22 protein-coding genes are annotated in these 22,397 nt (G+C 65.5%); 10 read left to right on the plus strand and 12 right to left on the minus strand.

Features of this window, described 5'->3' with window-relative positions; all coding sequences use genetic code 11:
- Positions 1 to 21 precede the first annotated feature (21 nt).
- Both NP_RS01815 and NP_RS01820 read left to right on the plus strand, forming a co-directional pair.
- Positions 22 to 1,350 (plus strand): DUF445 domain-containing protein, encoded by a 1,329-nt coding sequence (locus NP_RS01815; RefSeq protein WP_011322085.1) that lies wholly within the window; start codon positions 22 to 24, stop codon positions 1,348 to 1,350.
- Positions 1,347 to 2,717: a DUF4393 domain-containing protein gene (locus NP_RS01820; protein ID WP_011322086.1), complete on the plus strand. Its 1,371-nt coding sequence runs from the start codon at positions 1,347 to 1,349 to the stop codon at positions 2,715 to 2,717. Before NP_RS01815 ends, NP_RS01820 begins: the two co-directional genes overlap by 4 nt.
- A 6-nt stretch (positions 2,718 to 2,723) precedes the next feature.
- On the opposite strand, the gene NP_RS01825 is transcribed toward NP_RS01820, so the two are convergent.
- Entirely contained in the window at positions 2,724 to 3,011 is a 288-nt protein-coding gene (locus NP_RS01825) for a DUF5789 family protein (protein ID WP_049939436.1), read from the minus strand.
- Between the two features lie 144 nt (positions 3,012 to 3,155).
- Between NP_RS01825 and NP_RS01830 the strand changes: the two genes are divergently transcribed.
- From NP_RS01830 to fabG, 3 genes are all read left to right on the plus strand, one after another.
- The gene (locus NP_RS01830) at positions 3,156 to 3,926 is read left to right on the plus strand and encodes a PHP domain-containing protein (protein WP_011322088.1); all 771 of its coding nucleotides are present in this window, start codon (positions 3,156 to 3,158) and stop codon (positions 3,924 to 3,926) included.
- A gap of 91 nt (positions 3,927 to 4,017) precedes the next feature.
- Complete coding sequence (locus NP_RS14705) at positions 4,018 to 4,179, plus strand: DUF6757 family protein (protein ID WP_011322089.1); 162 nt, start codon at positions 4,018 to 4,020, stop codon at positions 4,177 to 4,179.
- Between the two features lie 44 nt (positions 4,180 to 4,223).
- Positions 4,224 to 4,964 (plus strand): 3-oxoacyl-[acyl-carrier-protein] reductase, encoded by a 741-nt coding sequence (fabG, locus tag NP_RS01835; protein ID WP_011322090.1) that lies wholly within the window; start codon positions 4,224 to 4,226, stop codon positions 4,962 to 4,964.
- 6 nt (positions 4,965 to 4,970) lie between these two features.
- Here the strand turns inward: fabG and NP_RS01840 are convergent, their stop codons facing one another.
- The 4 genes from NP_RS01840 to NP_RS01855 all read right to left on the minus strand — a co-directional run bounded on the left by NP_RS01840 (position 4,971) and on the right by NP_RS01855 (position 8,772).
- A complete protein-coding gene (locus NP_RS01840; protein ID WP_011322091.1) occupies positions 4,971 to 5,630 on the minus strand; it encodes a metallophosphoesterase family protein in 660 nt (219 codons plus the stop codon).
- A gap of 33 nt (positions 5,631 to 5,663) precedes the next feature.
- Positions 5,664 to 7,178, minus strand: a complete 1,515-nt coding sequence (locus NP_RS01845) for a sensor histidine kinase (RefSeq protein WP_011322092.1) — start codon at positions 7,176 to 7,178, stop codon at positions 5,664 to 5,666.
- Between the two features lie 93 nt (positions 7,179 to 7,271).
- On the minus strand, positions 7,272 to 7,847 hold the full coding sequence (locus tag NP_RS01850) for an IMP cyclohydrolase (RefSeq protein ID WP_011322093.1): 576 nt from the start codon (positions 7,845 to 7,847) through the stop codon (positions 7,272 to 7,274).
- A gap of 214 nt (positions 7,848 to 8,061) precedes the next feature.
- Positions 8,062 to 8,772 carry a hypothetical protein gene (locus NP_RS01855; protein ID WP_011322094.1) on the minus strand — a complete coding sequence of 237 codons (711 nt, stop codon included), beginning with the start codon at positions 8,770 to 8,772 and terminating at the stop codon, positions 8,062 to 8,064.
- Between the two features lie 124 nt (positions 8,773 to 8,896).
- Here NP_RS01855 and NP_RS01860 point away from each other — a divergent pair, with 124 nt between their 5' ends.
- From NP_RS01860 to NP_RS01870, 3 genes are read left to right on the plus strand one after another with little or no spacing between them, the layout of a single operon-like run.
- On the plus strand, positions 8,897 to 9,928 hold the full coding sequence (locus NP_RS01860) for a nicotinate-nucleotide--dimethylbenzimidazole phosphoribosyltransferase (protein WP_011322095.1): 1,032 nt from the start codon (positions 8,897 to 8,899) through the stop codon (positions 9,926 to 9,928).
- Positions 9,925 to 11,220 (plus strand): cobyrinic acid a,c-diamide synthase, encoded by a 1,296-nt coding sequence (locus tag NP_RS01865; RefSeq protein WP_011322096.1) that lies wholly within the window; start codon positions 9,925 to 9,927, stop codon positions 11,218 to 11,220. The genes NP_RS01860 and NP_RS01865 overlap by 4 nt, the downstream gene beginning before the upstream one ends.
- A 54-nt stretch (positions 11,221 to 11,274) precedes the next feature.
- Entirely contained in the window at positions 11,275 to 12,186 is a 912-nt protein-coding gene (locus NP_RS01870) for a DUF6159 family protein (protein WP_011322097.1), read from the plus strand.
- Positions 12,187 to 12,195: 9 nt separating this feature from the next.
- Here NP_RS01870 and NP_RS01875 read toward each other — a convergent pair whose 3' ends face one another.
- From NP_RS01875 to NP_RS01900, 6 genes are all read right to left on the minus strand, one after another.
- Complete coding sequence (locus tag NP_RS01875) at positions 12,196 to 12,915, minus strand: hypothetical protein (RefSeq protein WP_011322098.1); 720 nt, start codon at positions 12,913 to 12,915, stop codon at positions 12,196 to 12,198.
- A 50-nt stretch (positions 12,916 to 12,965) separates the two neighbouring features.
- On the minus strand, positions 12,966 to 15,017 hold the full coding sequence (gene uvrB, locus NP_RS01880; RefSeq protein WP_011322099.1) for an excinuclease ABC subunit UvrB: 2,052 nt from the start codon (positions 15,015 to 15,017) through the stop codon (positions 12,966 to 12,968).
- A gap of 81 nt (positions 15,018 to 15,098) precedes the next feature.
- The gene (locus NP_RS01885; protein ID WP_011322100.1) at positions 15,099 to 15,914 is read right to left on the minus strand and encodes an ABC transporter permease; all 816 of its coding nucleotides are present in this window, start codon (positions 15,912 to 15,914) and stop codon (positions 15,099 to 15,101) included.
- Positions 15,911 to 16,858: an ABC transporter ATP-binding protein gene (locus NP_RS01890; protein ID WP_011322101.1), complete on the minus strand. Its 948-nt coding sequence runs from the start codon at positions 16,856 to 16,858 to the stop codon at positions 15,911 to 15,913. The genes NP_RS01885 and NP_RS01890 overlap by 4 nt, the downstream gene beginning before the upstream one ends.
- A gap of 73 nt (positions 16,859 to 16,931) precedes the next feature.
- Entirely contained in the window at positions 16,932 to 18,317 is a 1,386-nt protein-coding gene (locus NP_RS01895) for a DUF402 domain-containing protein (RefSeq protein WP_011322102.1), read from the minus strand.
- Complete coding sequence (locus tag NP_RS01900; protein WP_011322103.1) at positions 18,314 to 18,688, minus strand: DUF7532 family protein; 375 nt, start codon at positions 18,686 to 18,688, stop codon at positions 18,314 to 18,316. The genes NP_RS01895 and NP_RS01900 overlap by 4 nt, the downstream gene beginning before the upstream one ends.
- A 96-nt stretch (positions 18,689 to 18,784) precedes the next feature.
- On the opposite strand from NP_RS01900, the gene NP_RS01905 reads away from it, so the two are divergent.
- On the plus strand, positions 18,785 to 19,864 hold the full coding sequence (locus NP_RS01905) for a PrsW family intramembrane metalloprotease (protein WP_011322104.1): 1,080 nt from the start codon (positions 18,785 to 18,787) through the stop codon (positions 19,862 to 19,864).
- A 21-nt stretch (positions 19,865 to 19,885) separates the two neighbouring features.
- Here the strand turns inward: NP_RS01905 and npdG are convergent, their stop codons facing one another.
- Positions 19,886 to 20,554 carry an NADPH-dependent F420 reductase gene (npdG, locus tag NP_RS01910; RefSeq protein WP_011322105.1) on the minus strand — a complete coding sequence of 223 codons (669 nt, stop codon included), beginning with the start codon at positions 20,552 to 20,554 and terminating at the stop codon, positions 19,886 to 19,888.
- A 190-nt stretch (positions 20,555 to 20,744) separates the two neighbouring features.
- Between npdG and NP_RS01915 the strand changes: the two genes are divergently transcribed.
- Positions 20,745 to 22,385, plus strand: coding sequence for an ABC transporter substrate-binding protein (locus NP_RS01915; RefSeq protein WP_011322106.1), 1,641 nt, complete (start codon positions 20,745 to 20,747; stop codon positions 22,383 to 22,385).
- Positions 22,386 to 22,397: the final 12 nt, after the last annotated feature.

Raw genomic sequence — 22,397 nt, forward strand, 5'->3', positions numbered from 1 at the left:
ACGTCGGACGCGGGGGCGGCGATGAGCCCGCTCGCCGATACCGCGGCGACAGCCGCCGACACCGTGGCGACGGCCGCCGATGCCTTCGAGTGGCGGCTCCTTCTCATCCCGCTTATCACGGGGCTTATCGGCTACGTGACCAACTGGGTCGCCATCCGGCTGCTGTTTCAGCCCGTCTCTTTCATCGGCGTTCGAGTGCCGGGCGTGAAATCTCTCGCGCCGATACTGCCGCGGAAGCTACGGCAGATTCCCGGCGTCGTCGAGGGGCGGCTCGGCTGGCAAGGAATTATCCCCTCGCGGTCGGCGCGGATGGGCAGCATCGCCGCCGAGAAGGGCGTTGCCAAGATAGCGAGCGAACGCGAATTCTACGAGACGTTCGACCCCGAACGCATCACCAACCACATCGTCGCCCACTCCGACGACGAGATTCGGCAGTTGACTGACGACATACTCCGAGAGGAGTACCCACAGCTGTGGGCCTCGGCCCCGCAACCGGCACGGGAACTGGTGTATGCTCGGGTCAGAGAGCGGCTCCCGGGCGTTGCCGACGAGATAACCGACCGCATCGGCGAGCATATCGACGAACTCCTCGACATCAATGCGATGATAACGAATCACCTCGAAGAGCGGCCGGAACTGCTAAACCGGCTGTTCTTAGAGGTCGGCGACCGGGAGCTGAAGTTCATCGTCAATTCGGGGTTTCTCATCGGGGGGTTCCTCGGGGTTTTTACCGTGCCGCTGTTTGTCTACATCGATAGATGGTGGGTGTTGCCGGCCTGTGGCGTCGCGGTGGGATATATGACGAACTGGATAGCGCTGAAAATCATCTTCCTGCCGAAGCGGGAGCGGCGACTCGGCCCGTTCAGCCTGCAAGGGCTGTTCATCAAGCGACAATCGGAGGTCGCCGAAACCTACGCCAGCATCGTCGCCGACGAAATCGTCACTATCGGCAATGTGGCCGAAAACCTCCTGCACGGCAGCCAGTCGGACCGCACCAGACAGATGATACGTGAGGCTATCCGCCCCGAGGTCGACCGAACGGTAAGCGTCGCCGCACCTATTATTCGGGTAACCTCCGAGAGCCAGCAGTACGAACGCCTCCGGGAGACGTTCGCCGATGCGGGCATCGACCGGACGATACAGCCGCTGCAGGACCCCCAATTCAACGAGGAACGGAGCGAGGCCATCCGCGAGCTGATGACAGCACGCATTCGCGAGCTGTCGCCGCCCGACTTCGTCGAGTTGCTTCGGCCGGCTTTTGTCGAAGACGAGTGGATGCTCATCCTGCTGGGGGCGGTTCTCGGGTTCGTCGCCGGCTGGCTGCAACTGATGGTGGTGACGGCCGTATGACCGACGACCAGCCATCCGACGACGACCCGAGCAGTAGCCCGCCCCCTGACGACCACCCGAATAGCGGCCCGCCGGCCGACGACGGCCGAGATAGCGACCTGCCGTCCGGTGACGGCCCGAGCGCGACCCCAACTGCCTCGCCGTCGGACCTCGAACGCGCCCTTTCGGTGCTTGAGACGGCCGTCGAGAGCGAACGAGTCGGCGAGAGCCGGCTGGAGCGGCTGCTTGCCGCCCTCGAACGCGTCGTGGCAACGCCGGCTGGGGCGGACCCGGAAACCGTCGCGGAATTCCTTTCGCTGCTCGAAGGCGCACTCGCCGACGCTGGCCGGCTCAACGAGGTCGACTTCGATGGGTTGCTGTCGGTGTTAGAGACCGCTGCTGCGGCTGTCCCGTCAGTTGACGAAACCGCCGCCGAGGAGGTCCTCGGCGTGCTCGAACGCGGCCTTCGAGACCCGAACTCGCTGGAGCAGACGGACATTGAGACGCTCAACGAACAGATAGAGCGACTCGTCGCCGGGGCCACAGACCCCACGACGGGCGGCATCGACCGGCTGTTTCCTGAATCGGGGCCGACTGAGGGGGTGACGAACGCCTTCCGTATCGCACACATCGTAACGGCGATGACACAGCGGGCGACCGGCCACGCGGTCGAGTCGGGGCTTCGGACCGGCACCCGAATGGGATATGCCGCCGCGACGGCAGAATCCCCGGCTGCGCTCCTCACTGAGGCCCGCGCCGTCGCTCTCGACGAGCTTCGCCGCTCTGGGGTCGATATCGGCGACGAGCGGCAGGCGTGGCTGGAAGCCCACGAAGACGCGCTCATCGCCGACCGGCCGGTGACCGAAGAACAGCTGCGCGCCCGCGGCGAACGCCTGCTCTCGAAATCCGCGACGCTCGGCCGTCCGGAAGGCCCTCATCCGGCGTTCGGGGCCATCATCGACCAGCTTGCGGAAGACGAGGCGAGAATCCTCCGCCTGTTAGCAACCGACGGCGCACAGCCGACCGTCGATATCTACGAGCGCGGCTACATCCCGTTCAACGCGCGGCTCGTTGCCGCGGCGCTCACGAAACTCGGGAGCGACGCCGGCTGCAGAACCCCCAAACGGGTGCCGCTGTACGTCCAGAACCTCGACCGGCTCGGCCTCGTGACGCTCTCGGAGGAGCCGGTGGAAAACCTCAAAATCTATCAGGTGCTCGAAGCGCAGCCACACGTCGAACAGGCGCGACAGGGGGTGACGCGGCCGAAAACCGACTACGGCAGCATCCGACTCACCGAACTCGGCGCTGCATTCTGTGAAGCGTGTTTCCCCGTCGACGTCGCCGACAGCCCGCCGGCGACCGAACTCCGGCGGGACGGAGCGGAGTAGCCGCGGTTAGAAGGAAACCTGTTCGGGGCCGTTCTCGCCGATGGATGGCGCGTCGCGGTCCGAGTAGTTCTGCCGTCCGATGGCGTTGCTCGAGACGGCCGAGTACGCCGCCAGCCGGGCGTCCTCGGCGTCCTCGAAGGTCGTCTCCCCGAGACGACCGAGCGCGTCCCCGAACGTCTCCTCGCCGTTCGGCAGTTCCAGCTCAAGGTCGCCGTACTCCTCGACGAGCTCCTCGGTCGTGGCTGGATACGAGTGGGCGTCAATCCGCTCTTCGACGTTCGCCAGTAGTCGCATACCTACACGAATGTACAGTATCCTTAATGAACTTTTCGTATGATACATCCGATGTCAAACAGTGTGATACTATACCGTGACAACTGTTGTGACTCTCCGATAGCGACCCACGGAGGCTTTGCGTGTCGGCCCCGTAGTCGTCGTATGGTCGTTGCCGACCTGCACGTCCACACACAGAACTCCGATGGGAGCCTGACACTCGGTGCGATTCCCGAGGCAGCGAAGGCTGCCGGCCTCTCGACGGTCGCTGTCACCGACCACGACCGGCTCCACCCAGAGATGCGGACACCGGTCGCAGAGCTAGACGGCATCACGGTCGTCCACGGCATCGAACTCCGCGTCGAGGCCGACGACCAGCGGGTCGACCTGCTCGGCTACGGCGTTCGCCGAACCGAGGCGCTGTCTGCGCTCGTCGACCGGCTCCAGACCGACCGGAAGGAACGCGGCGCAGCCATTATCGACCGCGTCGAGGCGGAACTCGGCACCGAGCTGCCCGTCGAACCGCGGGCGGGACTCGGTCGTCCGCATATCGCCGCGGCAATCGAACAGGTTTCCGACTACAGCTACGGGGCGGCATTCGAGGAACTCATCGGCGATGGCCGCCCCTGTTATGTCGCGCGCGATGTCCCCGACTTCGAGACGGGGGTTTCGGTACTCGATGCAGCCTGTGGTGTCGTCTCGCTGGCTCATCCACACCGGTATGCGGACACTGAAGCGGCGCTGTCGCTGTGTGCGGACCTCGATGCCGTCGAACGACACTACCCGTACGACCGCGCGGTCGACCATCGACCGGTCGAACGCGCCATCGAGCGATACGACCTGCTCGTGACGGGCGGCACCGACGCCCACGGTGAGACGCTGGGTGTGGCTGGCCTCGACGGCCGCGACTACCGAACATTCCGAACGGCGCTGTGAGCGCCGACACCGCCGGCTCCGTTCGCCTGATGTCTGCCATTTGTCTGACGCAAACGCTGGGTTCAAACGGCTTGGGCACGTACACCGGAGTATGCAGTGTCACTACTGTGACGAGGAGGCTGCGGTCGCCGTCGAGAAAGACCACGTCAAGGTCGGTCTCTGCAAGCCGCACCTCCGAGAGCGAATGGATGAACTCTCCGACTCCGAGTGGGTCGAAGAGTTCCAGTCTCAGATAGACGACGCTCTTGAGTGAGTCCGGTCAGCAATTCTTTTGCCGCTCCCACCGACAGGGTGGATATGCTCGAAGACCAGACCTGCCTCGTCACCGGGGGTTCGCGGGGAATCGGCCGCGCCGTCGCCGAAGAGCTCGGCCGCAACGGGGCCGATGTCGCTATCAACTATCGCTCCTCCGAGGCGGCCGCCGAGGCAACTGCTGAAGCGGTACGCGAGGAGGGCGGCAACGCGATTACCGTTCAGGCGGATATCTCCGACTACGAGCAGGTCGAAGCGATGCGGGAGACGGTCACCGCGGAGTTCGGTCCGCTCGACGTGCTCGTCAACAACGCCGGCATCACCATCGACAAGAAGTTCGAGAACATGACGAAAAACGATTGGGACCGGGTTATCGATGTCAACCTCGGCGGGGCGTTCAACTGCACCCACTGCTTTTTCGAGGACATCAAATCCGCCGAGAACGGCCGGCTCATCAACATCTCGTCGGTCGTCGGCCAGCAGGGCAACTACGGACAGGCCAACTACGCCACCACGAAGTCCGGGCTGTTCGGCTTCACCCGGACGCTGGCGCTGGAGCTGGCTTCCGAAGGGTCGACGGCCAACTGTATCGCGCCCGGATTCGTCGAAACCGATATGCTCGAAACCGTCCCCGAACGGGTTCAGGAAAAGATTCTCCGACGGATTCCGCTGAACCGCTTTGCGCGCCCGGAGGACGTTTCGGGCATCGTCCGCTTTGTTGCCAGCCCCGACTCCAGCTACATGACCGGTCAGGTCATCGCCGTCAACGGCGGCATGGAGTGGTAATCGCCGCTAGCGGCCCTTTCGGAGACGCGTTCCAGTCCCCTCCGGGAGCCCGGCTTCCTCGACAGCTTCGATAACGGCCTCGATATCGTACTCGACCCGACGCCGCTCTGCGGTCATCGAATCGAGGTCGACAAGCGCGTAGGCCGCCCGCGGGTCGCCGTCACGCGGTTGGCCAACGCTGCCCGGGTTGAGAACGATACCCTCGTCGTACTGTTCGATAGCCTGCACGTGGGTGTGACCCATGACAAGGACGTCTTCATCGCCGAGTAGCTCCGGGGAAAAAAGCCCCGGATACGTATAGCGGTCGGGGTCGTCAGGGTGGCCGTGGACGAGTTTCAGTCGCCCGTCGAAACAGCGGCGCGTCTCCGGGAGCCCCCGAAGCCACTCGATGTGGCTATCGTCGAGCGCGCCGCGGGCATACTTGACCCCGGCGTCGGCCATCCCGTTGCCGCCGAACCCCGTCCCGGTCACGACCGCGCGGTCGTGGTTTCCCTGCACCGTCGGCACCGACCGCTCGCGCAATCGGACGACACAGTCGGCCGGCCATGGATTGTAGCCGACGACATCGCCTGCACAGACGAGCCCGTCGACCGGCGGCATGTCGTCTAATACCGCCTCCAGCGCGATTCGGTTGGCGTGGATGTCCGAGACGACCCCGACAAGCATAGCCGCGGGTAGGGCCGCCGCCGGCAAAACCGCCTAGGGTTCGTGGAAGTCGACGTCGGTGACCTCAAAGCGTGCGCCGCCGTCCTCGGCGTCGGTCGCCGTAACCGACCACCCATGGGCCTCGACGACTGTCCGAACGATAGAGAGGCCAAGCCCGGTTCCGTCCCCATCGGTGTGGCCCTCCTCGAAGACGGCCTCGCGCTTGTCCGGGTGGATTCCCGGTCCGTCGTCCTCGACAGCGAATCCGCCGTTGATGGGCACGACGCGAACCGTGACGTCCGGTCCGGCGTGTTCGACGGCGTTTCGGAGGAGATTCTCGAAGGCCTGTCGGAGACGCCCGGGGTCAGCCTCAGCGACGCCGATTTCCTCGATGTCGACGGTGGCCTTGGGCATTGCGACCGACGAACGGGCGCGCTCGACCACTGTCGAAATGGCGACCGGCTCCGTCTCCCCGAGCGCTCGCGACTCTTGGACCAGCGTCTGTAGCTCCTCGAGAATCGTCTCCATCCGCTCTGCAGCGGTCGCTATCCGCTCGATATCGTCCGGGTCACGGGACTCCATCGCGAGGTCGGCGTATCCGAGGATGACGTTGAGCGGATTCTGGAGGTCGTGGCTGATGACCGAGGCAAACCGTTCGAGCCGTTCGTTTTTCCGCTCGATTTCGTTCCGGCGGCGGTGCCGTCGGAGGGTGTGACCGACCAACTCGCCTGCGGTCCGGAGTTGGCGCTGGACCGACGCCGGCCACGGCTCGGTTCCGGACCGGCAGGCAGCAAGGACGTATTCGAGCTCCCAGTCGATGACCACCGGCACAGCGACGAACGTACCGATGTCGTGGCGGCTTCGATACTCGGCAGCCGGCGGCTCCGATGGCGGCGCAGCCACAGAGACCGTAGAGAACTGTAGCAGGGTGTCCGCGTCCGGGAACTGTTCAACCGGCACCGCATCCGGCGGTGACGCGGCACCGGTGCGTTGCCAGCCCGAGACGCGGCTGAACCTATCGTCTTCGCCGTACGCATAGAGCACACACCGGTCGGCGTCGAGTGCCTCCCCGAGCGATTCAAGCCCCCATTCGATTCGGGTATCGACCTCGTCGGGGGCGGCGCTCATCAGCAGTCTGGCGACTTCCAGAACGGTATCACCGATATCCTCGGTAGACCCCTGAAACATCGTTTCGAGGCGCTCGTGGAGCCGGTCGACCTCCGTCCCGGGCGTCTCGACTGGCGCGGCGTCGCGATAGACGACATCCCACCCGGAGCGCCGGGCGGCAGCCTGTGACAGCCGCGGCGCGACCGACCCGCTGAAAACGATGACGTGCCCCACGTGCTCGCTGATGGCCTCGATATTTGACAGCACATGCTCATCGGCGACTAAACAGTCGATATCGCCGCCATCAAGCACATCAAGCACGTCGCTGTCCGGCCCCAGCGTTCGGACCCGAAACCCATCGTCGAGCGCCGAGGCAACGGGCTCTGCGCCGTCGGCGACCGCACAGAGGACGGTCGCCGAAGCAGCCGACGACTGCATCCCCTGACCGTCTCGGGACTGCATCTACAGGCGGTTGGTACGGGGGACATATATACACCCCACTCCGCTCACGGTTCGAAGCGGCTGCCGTTTCCTCGACGACGACTTCGGCGGCCGCTACTCACCATTGTAGTAGCCGACCTCGAAGCTGTCACCATCCGCGACGACCCCGGCGGCACAGACCGGGTGTTCGAGGTCACGGTCGTACAGCTCCGCCGCCAGCTCCGATGGGTCGTCCGCTCCAAGCGAGGTCGGCTCCGGCTCGCTCTTCTCGTAGGTCGCCACGAGCGTCGGCTCCTCGACGGCTTCGACGATGAGCGCATCCCGTCGGACCGTGCCGATGTAGCTTTCGTCGCCGACGACGCCCGCGATGCGGGGTGTGTCGTAGTCGTCCTTTTCGTAGTCGAGCGCCAGAAGCGACTCCGCGAGCGCGTCCCGCGGCGGGTAGCCCAGCGAGAGCTTTTCGGCTATCGGGTCGACCTGCGTGCCGTTGCCGACGACAGCGTAGTCGTCGCCGACGGTCCGCAGACAGTTATACGAGATGTAGGGGTTGTCCGTCTCGGGGGCGTCCTCGGTCGGGCCGACGGTGAGCGTCCCGTCGCGGTCGACGATGCGGCGGTTTGGGAACGACCGCGAGGAGACACGGTAGGCTGCCCGGTCCGGTGCGACGACGATGAACCGTCCGACGTACATACGTAGGGGTCAGCCGCCGTCAAAAAAGCGGTGTCGGTTCCGCGCCGCAGCCGCCGACGGACCCGTTCTGACTGCTCGGGCTGGGTAGCAACCGCCGACGGTATCATAGCGATTATTGCGAGTCTTTACCGCCGTGGCTGAACAGGATGCTGGTTACGCGGCGTGATATCCTGATACTTTGACGGTATCACGAAAATAACCGCAATAATCACTATCAGGGACCGCGGCCGTCGGTGGCGACCGGGCTGACCGCGGCGGTGCTGGAGCCGGCCGCCCGTGCGCGTTCGAACTCGGCTTCGATGGCGTCGGTAACCGCTTTGTGGTCCCCGAGGGGGTCCGCGTAGGCGAGCCCGCCGCGGTCGAGGTCGAGCTTCGCCGGCAGCGCCCGGTCGGTCTCCTCGCAGGCGGCGACGAAGAACGGGACCGCGACCCCACGCTCGCCGGTGAGGTTGTACCGAACGCATTCAGCGGCCGGGTTCTGCAACAGGTAGGCCGTCCGTACTTCGCCGTAGGCTGTCGCCGACCGGAGCCGTTCGGCGTGTGCCTCGGCCGTCTGCCGGGCGTCAGTCCCCGAGGCATCGCCAAACGCCACGAGCGCGACGGAGGCATCCGCACCGGGCGACAGTGCCTCCCGAGCGCGGTCGGCCAGCGCCCGCGTGACGGCCGGGTTCGTCCCGACCGGCGCGCAGTGACGGGCCGCCGGGAGCGCTCCCGGAATCGACTGCATCGTATCGCGTCCCGGGGCTGCCGCAAGCGGGACGACGTAGGGCGTTCCCTCGACTGCCGGCGCTAGCTCTGCAGGGTCCTCGTCGTACGTTGCGACCGCGACCGCGTCGGCGACACCCCGCTCGCGAAGCCGTGCCGCGTGTCGCTGTGCAACCGCAGAGACGTGTGCCCGCCCGACGAGCAGTAGTGTGTCCGTCATGGATGTGTAATCAAGTATAGTTGTATTACAGCAATTCGGCTTGTACAGTCGTGTGGCGGCATCGAGTAAATAGGTTTCGGCGCGACCCGGGGGTTCAAGTACACTTGTCCACGAGACAAGCACAATGACGAGACTCGTCCTCTGTGCCGGAACATCACGGACGGCCGAAATCGACGGCATCAGCGCCGCCGGCGCAACCACTGACCTGATGGTACACACACCGAGCGCCGACGCGGAGATACTGACCTACGGCCGCCCGGTCAGGGCACCGGTCGTGCCGGTCTCGCCGAGCGGCTGTCCGACGCCGGCCGCTGTCACCCGCGCTGTCGCCGCCGAGTTGGGCGTCGAGACAACGGTCGTTGATGCCGGTCTCGCCGAGCCGACCGGTGCGCCAACCGTGACCGTCGGCGCACGCCCCGGCGACGACATTCGTGAGCCGGACCCGGTACCCTCAGCGCCGGGCGCGTTCGCCGCCGCCCGCCAGTTCGGTCGCTCACTGCCGGACGACGAGATTTTTCTTGCCGAGACGGTTCCGGGGGGAACGACGACGGCACTGGGCGTGCTGACCGCCCTCGGTGAGGCGGATGTCCTCGGCGACCGAACCGTCTCCTCGTCGCTGCCGGAGAACCCGCTGTCGCTCAAGCGGGAGGTCGTCGCAGCCGGGCTCTCAGCGTCGTCGCTGTCGCCGGGCGCGGCCGCTGACGAACCGCAGGTCGCGCTCCGACGGATGGGCGACCCCGCGCTTGCGGTTGTTGCTGGCCTCGCTGCCGGCGCGCTTGAGACCGACACCGCGGTGACGCTGGCCGGCGGCACCCAACTGGTCGCGGCGGCGGCGTGCCTGCGCCACGACGGGTACGAGGGGCCGCTTTCGCTTGCGACGACGGCGTTCATCGATGCCGACCCGACAGTCGACCTCGACAGAGCAGCCGGTGACCTCGACCTCGATGTCACCGTCACCGACCCCGGATTCTCAGATGACCATCCGGGCATGGCCGCCTACAATGCCGGCGAAGCAAAGGAGGGTGTCGGGATGGGCGGCGCGCTGGCGCTTGCCGACAGGGCCGAACTGCCGATGGAGACGGTTCGGTCGCGCTTCCGGACGGTCTACGACCGCCTGCTCGATGCGGCCCCCGAACAGGCCGTCCCTGAACAGTGAGGGGCGTCGTTCTCGCCGGCACTTCGTCAGGTGTCGGCAAAACCGTCGCAACGCTCGCCGTGCTGCAGGGGCTCAAAGAAGCGGGCTACGAGCCCCAGCCGGCCAAGGCCGGCCCGGACTTCATCGACCCGAGCCATCATACCGCCGTCTGTTCGCGGCCCTCGCGCAGCCTTGACCCGTGGCTCTCCGGCGAAGAGGGCTGCCGTCGCAACTACTGGCGCGGCACGGGCGATGTCTGCGTCGTCGAGGGCATGATGGGCCTCTACGACGGGACGAACTCGACGGCCGCCGTCGCCGAGACGCTCTCGCTGCCGGTCGTGCTCGTCGTCGACGCGAAAGCGGGGATGGAAAGCGTCGCCGCAACCGCGCTCGGATTCAGCGCCTACGCCGACCGCGCCGGCCGCGACATCGAGGTCGCCGGCGTCCTCGCCCAGCGCGCCCATGGCGGCCGACACGAGGACGGCATCCGCGAGGCACTCCCCGACGAGTTGGCGTATCTCGGCCGCGTCCCCCCGCTTTCCGGGCTGGAAATTCCGGACCGACATCTCGGCCTTCAGATGGGCACTGAAGCGCCGATAGCCGACGAGACACTGGCCGACGCCGCCGCCCACATCGACATCGAGCGACTCGTCGATATCGCGGCCGAGCCGCCACGGCCGGAGCCGTCACCCGAGCGGCCGGCAACCGATGTGACTGTCGCCGTCGCCGACGATAGCGCCTTCTGTTTCCGCTATCCGGCGACAATCGAGCGACTCCGCGAGCGCGCCGCGGTAACTACCTTCGCTCCGGTTGCCGGCGACCCGGTGCCCGATTGTGATGGCGTCTATCTCCCAGGCGGCTACCCCGAACTCCATGCCGAGGCGCTTGCCGACGGCGACACCCTCGACGAACTCGGCCGGCGGGCCGCTGACGGTCTGCCCGTCTTCGGCGAGTGCGGCGGGCTGATGGCGCTTTCGGAGACGCTGACAGACACGGACGACCGGACGTACGCGATGGCCGGCGTTCTCCCCGCCGACGTGCGGATGTGCGAGCGGTATCAGGCCCTCGACCACGTTGAACTGCGGGCAACCGACGAATCAGCCATCGCTTCCACGGACGAGCACCTGCGCGGCCACGAGTTCCACTACTCGACGGCCGACGTCGCCGCCGATGGGACCTTCGCCTTCGAACTTGAGCGCGGGGACGGTATCGCGGACGGCCGCGAGGGGCTGGTTGAACACCGGACGCTCGGCACGTACGCTCACTTCCACGCCGACTCGGGGGTCTTCGACCGGTTCGTCGAGTCGCTTTGAATTTTGTTTGAGTCTCCGCAAACGGTAATACGGACCCACGCGTGCCGTCTCAAGATGGCAACAAACGTGTCAACGAACACGCGATTGGGCTTTTTTGACCGCCTGAAGACCGGCTGGACCCTGACGAAAGACAGCCTCGGCGTCATCTCCGACCACCCGAAACTGCTCGTCTTCCCGCTTTTGGCCGGCATCTCGGCGGTCGTCTTCTTCGTATTGCTCTTTTTCCCGCTCCTCTTTGCCGAGGTTCTCGGTGGTGGCACGGAGTTTGTCGTTCTCTTCGTCCTGTATTTCCTGACTACGTTTGTCTCGACGTACTTTTCGGCGGCGCTCGTCTACGCGTCGAACGAGGCTTTCCACGGCCGCGAGCCCGGCATCAAAAAGAGCATGCGCGCTATCAACGACCGGCTCGGGCCGATTGCCGTCTGGGCGATTATCTCCGCGACGGTTAGTGTCGTTCTCCGTGCCCTGGAGGATTCTGACAACCCGCTCGCATCGATTCTCGGGGCGCTTTTCGCCCTCGGCTGGTCGATTATGACCTTCTTTATCGTTCCCGTCATCGTCTTCGAGGACGTGTCGACGACCTCGATGTTCAAAGAGAGCGGTCGGACGTTCAAGGAGACGTGGGGCGAGACGCTCGGTGCCGGCTTCGGTATCTCGGCTATCGTCCTCGCTATCGGCCTCGTGTTTGTCGCCGCCGCGGTTGCGCTGGCCGCACCGGTCGCGGCGGCGTTCCCCGGCGCTGGCATCGCTCTCGGTGTCGTCCTCGTCCTCCTTGCGGTCGTTTTTACCTATCTGCTCAGTCAGACCATCTGGGGCGTCGCAAAGACCGCCCTCTACGTTTACGCGAAGGAAGGCGTCGAGCCGTCGCAGTTCGACAACTTCGATTTCGAGACGCTCGGCGGCCGGACAGAACAGCAAGCCACACCCGGCAGCGGAACCGACACACCGACGACGGTTCGGGAGTAGTGCCGCGTTTCAGCCGACAAACCCGTCTTCGGTCGCCGCTTGCGCGTACGTCGATGCCCGCCATGCGGCGTCCAGCGCGGCGGTGACAACCGCGCCGACCACGGCCACAGCGAGCACTGCGCCGCCGACAAATTCGTCGACACCACCTCGGACGACGACGCCGGGGATGGCAACGACGGCCGCGGCGGCGAATGTCGCTGCCGTTCCTCTGTAGAGAAGCCGCTGGCGTCCGGGGTTCGGAACGACACGGTTCGCACGCTCGACCGCCGCCGGCAGCCGCGGCGCATCGAGCAGCAGCGCCGGAACAACGTAGGGACCACAGCCCGCCGCCACCTCCGTTCTCGATACGTCGGCCTCGTCGAGCAGCCGTTCGGCGAGCCGGTCGACGACAGCGACGCGCGTCTTGCACCACCGATAGATATCGACTCGGTGGCGGCGCAGGGCCGCGTTCGTCGCCCCGGCCGAGACGGAGCGTCCGCGCGCCCGGTGACCGACGATGTAGGCGATTGCGGCACCGGCTGGCACCCACAGCACCGCCGCGAGGGCGACGGCAACCACACCGATGCCAAGCGAAAGCAGCCCGCCAAGCAGTTCGGACCCGGCCGCAGCCGCCGGGGTGAGCGCCGCCGCGAGCAGCCAGCCGCCGAGAACGACCGCTCCAACGAGCACCACCGCGAGTAGCGTCCACGCCAGCGCCAGCGGCGACCGGAGGTACAGACGGACGCTCATTGCTCCGACAGACGCCCGACAGCGTAAAAAATCCCCGCCGACACGGCCGGTCAGAACTCCTCGTCGGGGGAGGGAACGCCCTCGTTCGGGTCCTCGAGGCCGTCGAAGGTCTCTCGTAGCTCCCGTATCCGGTCGCGGATGTCGGCCGCTAGCTCGAATTCGAGGTTGTCAGCGGCCTCCTGCATCCGGGTTTCGAGCCGTTCGATGAGCTGTTCGGCCTCGTCGACCGTATCCGGCGCTACGTCTGCGACCCCGTCGGTGTCTGTCGACGAACCGGGCAGGTTCGTCTCGCTGACGGGCTTTTCGATGGTGCGTGGCTCGTGGCCGTGCTCGGCGTTGAACTCGCGTTGAATCTCCCGGCGACGTCTGGTCTCTTCGATTGCCGCCGCCATCGAGTCGGTCGTCTCGTCGGCATAGAGGACGACGCTGCCCTCGACGTTCCGTGCCGCCCGGCCCATCGTCTGGACGAGCGTCGTCTCCGAGCGGAGAAAGCCCTCCTGGTCGGCATCGAGGATAGCGACGAGGCTGACCTCGGGGATGTCGAGCCCTTCGCGCAGGAGGTTGATGCCGACGAGCACCTGAATCTCGCCGAGTCGGAGCGAACGGACGAGCTCGTGGCGTTCGAGGGTGTCGGTCTCGTCGTGCATATACGCGACATCGACGCCGGCGTTCTCCAGATACTCTGTGAGGTCTTCGGCCATCCGCTTTGTCAGCGTCGTCACGAGTACGCGTTCGTCCTCGGGTGTCGCCTGAATGCGCTCGATGAGGTCTTCGACCTGCTTTTCGGCCGGCTCGACCTCGATGTCCGGGTCGACGAGGTATGTCGGCCGGACAATCTGCTCGACGACCTGCTCGGAGTGGTCCCGCTCGTAGTCGCCGGGCGTCGCCGAAACGTAGAGCGTACGGTCGGTTTTTGCCTCGAACTCCTCGAATTTCAGCGGCCGGTTGTCGTAGGCGGTCGGCAGACGGAAGCCGTTCTCGACGAGCGACTCCTTGCGGGAGCGGTCGCCCTCGAATTGGCCCTTTATTTGGGGAATTGTCTGGTGTGACTCGTCGATGACGGTCAGAAAGCCGTCCGGGAAGTAATCAAGCAGCGTGTAGGGCGGCTCTCCCGTCTCCCGGTCGGACATGTGGACCGAGTAGTTCTCGATGCCAGAACAGTGGCCGGTTTCCTGCAGCATCTCGATGTCGAACGTCGTCCGTTCTTCGATGCGCTGGGCGGCGACGAGGTCGCCCTGCCGTTCGAAGTAGTCGATGCGGTCTTCGAGGAGCCCCTCGATTTCTTCGATAGCGGTTTCGAGCCGCCTGTCGGGAACCGAGTAGTGCTCTGCGGGGTGAATCAGTGTCGCAGGCTCTTCGGAGACAACCTCGCCGTCGACGATATCGACCTTCAGCAGCCGGTCGATTTCGTCGCCCCAAAACTCCACGCGGACGGCGTGGCGACCGTACATCGGATAGATTTCGACCGTGTCGCCGCGAACACGGAACGTACCCTGCTGGAAGTCGACGTCGTTGCGCTCGTAGTTCAGTTCAACGAGCGCCGAAAGCAGGTCCTCGCGGCTCCGCTCGTCGCCGGCTTCGAGCCGTAGGGCCATCTCCTCGTAGTTGGCCGGGTCACCGAGGCCGTAGATGGCTGACACCGACGCGACGACGATGACGTCGTCGCGGGTCAGAAGCGACCGTGTCGCCGAGTGTCGCAGCCGCTCTATCTCCTCGTTTATCGACATGTCCTTGTCGATGTAGGTGTCGGTCTGTTCGACGTAGGCCTCGGGCTGGTAGTAGTCGTAGTAGGATACAAAATATTCTACTGCATTATCCGGGAACAGCTCCCGGAACTCCTCGTACAACTGCGCCGCAAGCGTCTTGTTGTGTGCCAACACGAGTGTCGGCTGCTGAAGCTCTTCGAGCACCCACGAGACGGTGTTCGTCTTCCCGGAGCCGGTGACGCCGAGGAGGGTCTGCTTTTCGGCCCCCGACTCGAAGCCGGCGACCAACGTCTCGATGGCGTCGGGCTGGTCGCCGGCCGGCTCGAACGGCGCGTCGACGGAAAGCGGGCGGTCGAGGTCCGGCCGGTCCGGTTGGAGCGGCCCGGTGTCGGTCATGGTTGTGACTAGTGGCTCGAACACTTGAGACGTGTGCTTGCGGCGGATGCACGGGGCCTGCGGTGAACGCGCGGTACCGAGCTAGTCAATGAGCCCGTAGCCGCGCTTGAACAGGTAGATATCGAGGACGATGACCGCAGCGGTCAGCCCGCTCAGGACCGCAAGCGATGCCAGTGGGTCGACTTCCTGATACCCGAGGAAGCCGTATCGGACGCCATTCACCATGTACACCATCGGATTCAAAAGCGAAAGCGTCCGGTACAGCGGCGGCAGTATCTCCAGCGAGTAGAAGACGGCCCCGAAAAACACCAGCGGCCGCAGGATGAACTGGTTCATGACGGTCAAATCGTCGAAGTCCTCGGCGACGAGGCCGCCGATGACGCCGAGCGAGGCAAAAAGCAACGGCACGACGACCATGAACGCCGCGAGATACAGCGGCTCATTGACCGGCACAGTGGTGAACACGAGGCCGACAGCGACGATGATGAGGCCGACGATGATGCCACGGAGCGCGGCGGCGAAGACGTACGCGAGCACCATCGACGAGTAGGAAAGCGGCGCGGTCAGCGTTTCGTGGATATACTCGTTCCAGCGACCGTGGAAAATCGAGAAGGAAGCGTTTTCGAAGGCGTTTGAGATGGCTCCGAGCACAACGAGCCCCGGAAGCAAGAAAACGATGTAATCGAACCCGGCGATGTCGTCGATACGCTGGCCGAGGATGACACCGAAGACGGCGAAGTACAGCACGTTGGTGATAGCCGGCGGTGCGAAGGTGTTCCGCGGCCGACGGACGAACCGGAGGATTTCCCGCCGCAGCAGCGACCGGAAGCCGACGCCGAAGACACCGCCAGGGCCGGCTCGTCCGGCGTCGGCGTCTGTCGCGGCGTCGCCGCTCACTGGACCACCCCCAGCTCCTCGGCCTCCTCGCCCGGACGGGTCATGTCGACGAAGACCTCCTCCAGCGAGGCGCGCCGGATGTCGAGGTCGAGGACCTCGTGGCCCTGCCGTTCGAGCGTCCGCAGCAGCGCCGGTGCGGCGCTGCTGCCGCCCTGTGCGGTGACGACGAGCGTGTCGCCGTCGAGGCGTGCTTCGACGAGCCCGTCGATATCGATCTCCGGGACCGTCGTCGGTGTGTCCGCAAGCCGAATGTATAGCTGGTCGGTCCCACGGTCCCGGAGGTCGTCGGGGGTGGCGACCTCGACGATGCTGCCTGAGTCGACGATGGCGACCCGGTCACAGAGCCGTTCGGCCTCCTCGATGTAGTGGGTGGTCAGCAGGATTGTCGTCCCACCGGCGTTGAGCTGTTCGATGACGCGCCACAGCTCCCGGCGGAGCTGGACATCGACGCCCGCGGTCGGCTCATCAAGGATGAGCAGGTCGGGGTCGGTGACGAGCGCCCGGGCCAAGAGGAACCGCCGCTTCATCCCGCCGGAGAGCCAGTCGAACCGCGTCTCCCGCTTGTCCCAGATGCCGACCGTCTGCAGCGCTTCTGCGGCCCGCTCTTCGGCTTCCCCCCGAGGAACGCCGTGATAGCCGGCTTTGTGCTCTAAGACCTCGTGAATCGGGAAGAAGCGGTCGACGTTGAACTCCTGTGGGGCGAGGCCGATGCGGTCTCTGGCCTCCTGGTAGTCGTCTTCGACATCGAAACCGAACACTTCCGCTGTCCCGCCGTCTCTGCGGACGAGCCCGACGAGAATATTGATGAACGTCGTCTTCCCTGCACCGTTCGGCCCGAGCAGCCCGAAAAACTCCCCACGGTCGACCTCGAAAGAGAGCCCATCGAGCGCGTCGACATCGCCGTACGACTTGCGGAGCTCGTCGGCGCGTATCGCAGGTTCCATACGAAACAGAGGGGTTCGGACGCGGTTAAGAACACGGAAACGGACGGCAGCAACGCCGACGAGCGGCCGGCGGCTATAGCGCCTTTTTGATTGCGGCGGCGACCTCGCGGGCCCGCTCGGCAAGCGGCTCGGAGATCTCGCCGGCCTCGACGGCCGCATCGAGTTCGTCGTCGTCGACGCGGCGAACGTCGCCGTCCGGCCCCTTGACGACATCGACGTGGAGGTCGACATACCGGACCGTATCGGGAAACACCTCCAGCGGCGTACAGATGTTGACGTAGGTGCCGCGGCGCTCGCCGTCGGCGCTGCAGTAGACCGTCGGATACCACCACCGCCCCTCGACGAACGTCGTCGTCGCGATGTCGCCGGCCTCCCGCTTGACGCCGATGGCATCGTATGTGCCGCCGCCTGACATCTCCCGCTCGACCGTAATCGACTCCGCTTCGGGGTCGCGGTCAGTGACCTCGCCGCGGCCAAGCGAGATGGTCCGGCCGTCGGGCTTGCCGTGGCTGATGGTCACGTCGTCGCCTTCGGTGGGGCCGAACTGCCGAGTGACGACATCGAAGGGGAACGCCCCGTCCGGCTCACACAGCGCCTCGGCGAAGTCGACGGCGGCGCTGGCGGCCGTTGTCGCCGCTTTGGTCCGGTGGTGGCCGGGCATCGTTGTCTCAATTTGTCGTCGATACTCGTCGAGTTCGAAGCGGCTCTCGCGGCCGAAAAGCAGCCACGCGCCGGCTTGCGGGGCGACGATTCGCCCCGGCTCGTCGCGGTCGGCATCGACGACGGCCTCCATTACCGTCTCGGCCCGGTCCGAGGCTCGGCGCAGCGCTGCCTCCATCGCCTCAAGCGAGGCGTCGTCAGCGGCCCGCGACCAGTTCGGTGTCCATCCCTCCGGCGGGTCGACGGGAAGGAGGTCGGCCATGCGGGCGGTTTCGCTCAGTCCGCCCTCGCTGCCGCGTCGGAGTTCGACGAGCCCGCCGGGAATTCGCAGGGCTGTCGCAAGCGACGGACGGGCGTCGCCCCACGGCGGCTCCGGGCTGGCAACCTGTACCCGGTAGCTGTCGCCTTCGTCGACGTAGCCCTCGACACGATTGTACGGGAGGAACCCCTCCACGGAGTCGCCGTCGACGGTTCCGAGGTCGACCACTGCGCCGGACCCGAGCGTCTCGGTGACCTCGCCGTAGAAGACGGCTCCACGGGGGGCCGGGTCGGTCCAGCGGAAGGTATCGCGGCCGAGCGCCGAGAGGGTCTCACCGACAGCGTCGACGGCGTCGGCCGTCCCCGCGATGCCGGCACCGAGCCGGTCGTCGCTCGTCCGGACGGTCGCGTCGGCGACCGCGACCGGAAACGACGCCTCGAAGCGCCGCTGAATCGGCGGCGAGGCCTGGACGATGTCGTACTCCCCGCCGAGCAGTTCGGTGAGCGCCGTCGTGTAGATGCCGCGGACCCGGACGTTCATAGCTCGTCGCGGTCGGCGGCAAACCGGACGCGGTCGTGGACGGTCGGCCCGAGCGTCAACTCGACCACCGACTCCGAGAGCACCCGCCCGTCTTCGACGTACGCACCCCAGCCGTCGAACTTGATGTATCCACGGAGCTCGTCGGCGTGGGTGTAGAGGTCGACGTATTCGAGCCCGTGTTCGGGGGAGTCAGCCGACGAGTGAGCCATGTCCATATCCGAGTAGACGGTATCGAGGCCCTCGAAGAACGCCTCGATGTCATCGGCGGCCTCGGCAGTCGACTCGGTGACTGCCGTCGAGATATCGGCTATCTCGTCGGTGTCGAGGCCGGCGTCTCGCAGCGCCGCCTGCGTTCGCTGGTCGAAGTGCATACGCCGGCTTCGGCGCGGACGGTTGAAAGCGTCCCGGCTTCGAGCCGGCTGGCAGACCGACCTCCGAGCCGGTGGCTGAGCCAAAAGATTACCAGCATGCCGGCCGACGCATTCAGCATGAAGGACCCGGTAGAAGCACGGGCCGACACCGACGAGGACCTCTACGATGTCGCCGACTGGGAGCCCCGGACCGCCCTCGACCGGCTGGCGATTCGGACCTATCAGGGTGCCATCCGGGCGAGCCGGCGACTGCTCGTTTTCCTCGGGTTCGTCGTCCTTTTTGTCATCATAGCCCTCAGCGGCGCTGGCGGGCTCATCCTTGAGGACCCGTTCGTGCTCGGACTCGCCGCCCTCTCGGTCGTCCCGGCGGCGCTTCTGGCTGCATACATCTACCGCGCCGACATCACGACCAGAGAGCCGCTGTCGCTGCTGTTGGCGACGTTCATCCTCGCAGTGCTCTTTGCCGGCTTTGCGGCCATCATTAACACCGCGTTCATCTTCCTCCAACTGCTCCCGTTTTTCGGACTCGTGCTGTTTTTCTATCTGGTCGTCGGCCCCGTCGAGGAGTCGGTGAAGCTGCTGGCGGTGTGGCTGTATCCCTATCGGGACGCGCGGTTTGATTCGGTCGTCGACGGGGCCGTCTACGGGGCCGTCGCCGGCCTTGGCTTTGCGGCCATCGAGAACGTCCTCTACATCACACAGAACCTCCAGACACCGGCGATGGTGCTGGCGACGGCGTCGGCGAACCTGCTGGCCGATTTTACCGAAACGCTGGCAGCCGGCGGCGAGATTACGGCCATCCGTGGGCTTGCGGGGCCGGGGCACGTCATCTATTCGGCCTTCGCAGGCTACTATCTCGGGTTGGCGAAGTTCAACCGTGAGAACGCCGGCCCTATCGTCGCAAAGGGGTTGTTGATTGCGGCGTTCATCCACGCGACATACAACACGCTTGTCGGCATCATTCCGGGGGTGGCGAGTCTGCTCGTTCCCGGGGTCCCGGTGCTCGTGCTGTTTTTCGGCTTTGTCGTTATTTACCAAGGTCTCTTCCTGTATCTGCTCTACCGGAAGCTCAAGCGCTACGAGGGGGCCTACCGACGCGGCCACGACGGACAGCACCGGGCGGTCGCATTCGAGTCTGAACTAACGGAGTTCGACCCGGACTCGGGACAAAAATAGCGGCGCTGAGACGGCGGCAGGCTACTGAAACCGCACGCCGAGGTCGTGGAGGTCGTCGTTTTCCATCGCGACGTTGATGAGAAGCGGTGTCACCGCTTCGACCTCCGGGGCGTTCGCCAGTCCGCCGACATCGAGCGGACGGAGCCCGTCGATTCCCGCCGCGAGTTCGGTAACAATCGCCTTGGCGTCGTCGTCGTCACCGAAGACGAGCGTGTCCCACTCGAAGTCGGCATCGAGGTCCGACAGCCCGCCCGCCGGGAGGTTGTGGAACGCGCCGACAAGTGGTACGCCGTCCGGCTTTGCGTCGGCCGCAAGCGCCGCAACGCTACCAGCCCCCGGCCGGTTGTAGTGGAAGCCGTCCTCGTCGCGCTGCATGCCGACCGCCGGCGTCACCAGTACCGTATCGTCGTCGAGCCGGTCGGCGACGGCCTCGACGGTGTCGACGAGGTGGTAGGCCGGTACGGCGAGTACGACCACATCGGCCCGGTCGGCCGCCATCGCGTTTTCGAAGCCCTTGATTTCGGCGTCCGCGCCGTAGGAATCGAGCTTCTCGATATACGCTTCGGCCGCCTCGCGCGCTTTCTCGGGGTCGCGGGAGCCGACGAGCAGTTCGTGGTCCGTATCGCGGCCCCACCGGAGTGCGAGGCCGCGTCCGATGTCGCCGGTACCGCCGAGTAATGCGATTCGCATACCGGATGGACACAGAGCGTGCCGTTAATCATTGCGTGACCGGAGAAGGTTGCCCACAACGGCCCGTGGGAACGCTCCCGTCCATCGGCTGCCGTCCGATGGACAGACCTGTCGAGAGATGTGCGACATTGTTACGTACAGGCTTCGATACAGACAAAGGTATATGTAACCGTTCGTGTAAAACGGTTGTATGTCCGACGAAGGCGTAGACAGACGTACGTTCCTCCAGTACGGTGGCACCGCCGCGGCGGCCGCCGCAAGTGTCAGCGTCGCCGGCTGCAACGGCAATGGCGACGGCAACGGCAACGGAAACGGCACCGGCAACGGCGACGGCGAGCCGGCGACCGGCGAACCTCGAACCTTCGACGAGGAGCTGCCGGACGACCCGACACGCGAGGAGCTGCTCGAACACGCCAACGGGATGGCGAACGCCCTCGCGCCCTTCATTTATCTCCACCAGCAGTACAGTATCTACGGCGTCAGCGAGGACCTCGATTGGGACGCTCGCGGCGACGAGGACATTCTCGTCCGCGAAATCGACACCGACCGCGAGGAAATAACCATCACGCAGGGGACGTTCCCCGGCGCGATGGACCCGCTCGACCACAACGACACGCCGACACACAACGTCCTCAACCAGGCCTACGAGCCGGTTTTGTACCGTGACCGCGAGGGCCGGACCGTCGCGCGCATCGCGACTGACTGGGAGCGGCGCGACGAGACGACCGTCGCCTTTGAAGTCCGCGACGGCGTGACCTTCCACAGCGGCAACGAGATGACGGCCGACGACGTGGCGTTCAGCATCAACCGTGCAAACGACCCCGAGGTCAGCGACCAGGCGGGCGTCATCGGCGCTATCGATGAAGCTCGCGCTGAGGACGGCGAGGTCGTCGTCGACCTCGAGGCCGTCGTGCCGACCATCTTCTTCAACCTGACCGCCTTCGGCCGCGTCATGGAGCGGGAATGGACCGAAGCCCGCGACCAGGGCGACCTCAACGACGGCGAGGTAAACGGAACCGGTCCCTACGAACTCGAAAACTTCGCCGACGACGTCGAAGTCGCCTACGAGCGGTTCGACGACTACTGGGACGAAAACCCCGGTCCGGACCGTGTGGTCTTCAACGCTGTCTCGGACGAAGGAACCCGCGTCGACCGGCTCATCGCCGACGAGAGCGACCTCGTGACCAACGTCAACCCCCGCGATGTCGGCGAGCTGCAGGGCGCTGACGGCGTCGAGCCACAGGGCGTCCCCAGCATCCGCAACATCTTCATCGTGATGAACGATGCCAAGGAGCCCTTCGACAGCCTCGAGTTCCGACAGGCGATGAACTATGCGGTCGACGTTGAGGCCATCATCGACGGCATCCTCGACGAGTTCGGCGAGCTAACGAGCCAACCGACGCTGGAGGGACACTTCGGCCACAACCCGCGAGTCGACCCGTATCCGTACGACCCTGACCAGGCTGAGGCACTGGTCGAGGAAAGCGGCCACGCGGACGTCGAAATAGAGGTTCATACGACGACCGGCCGCTATCTCCGCGACACCGATATCGCCGAGACGGTCGCCGGCCAGATAGACGACCTCGACAACGTGTCGGCGACTGCCGAACTGCGCGACACGCAGTCGCTGTTCAACGAATCCCAGACCGGCAATCAGGATGACTCACCGGCCATCTTCCTCATGGGCTGGAGCAACCCGACTCTCGATGCCGACTACGCGATGACGCCGTGGTTCGACCCCGAAGACGCCTTCGGCATCGCCCACTTCAGCGACGACGACCTGCTTGAACTGCTCCACCGTGCGCAGGAGACGCCCTTAGAGGAAGAGTAACACGCCGCTATC

It is taken from the genome of Natronomonas pharaonis DSM 2160 (genome assembly GCF_000026045.1).
GTDB classification, from domain to species: domain Archaea; phylum Halobacteriota; class Halobacteria; order Halobacteriales; family Haloarculaceae; genus Natronomonas; species Natronomonas pharaonis.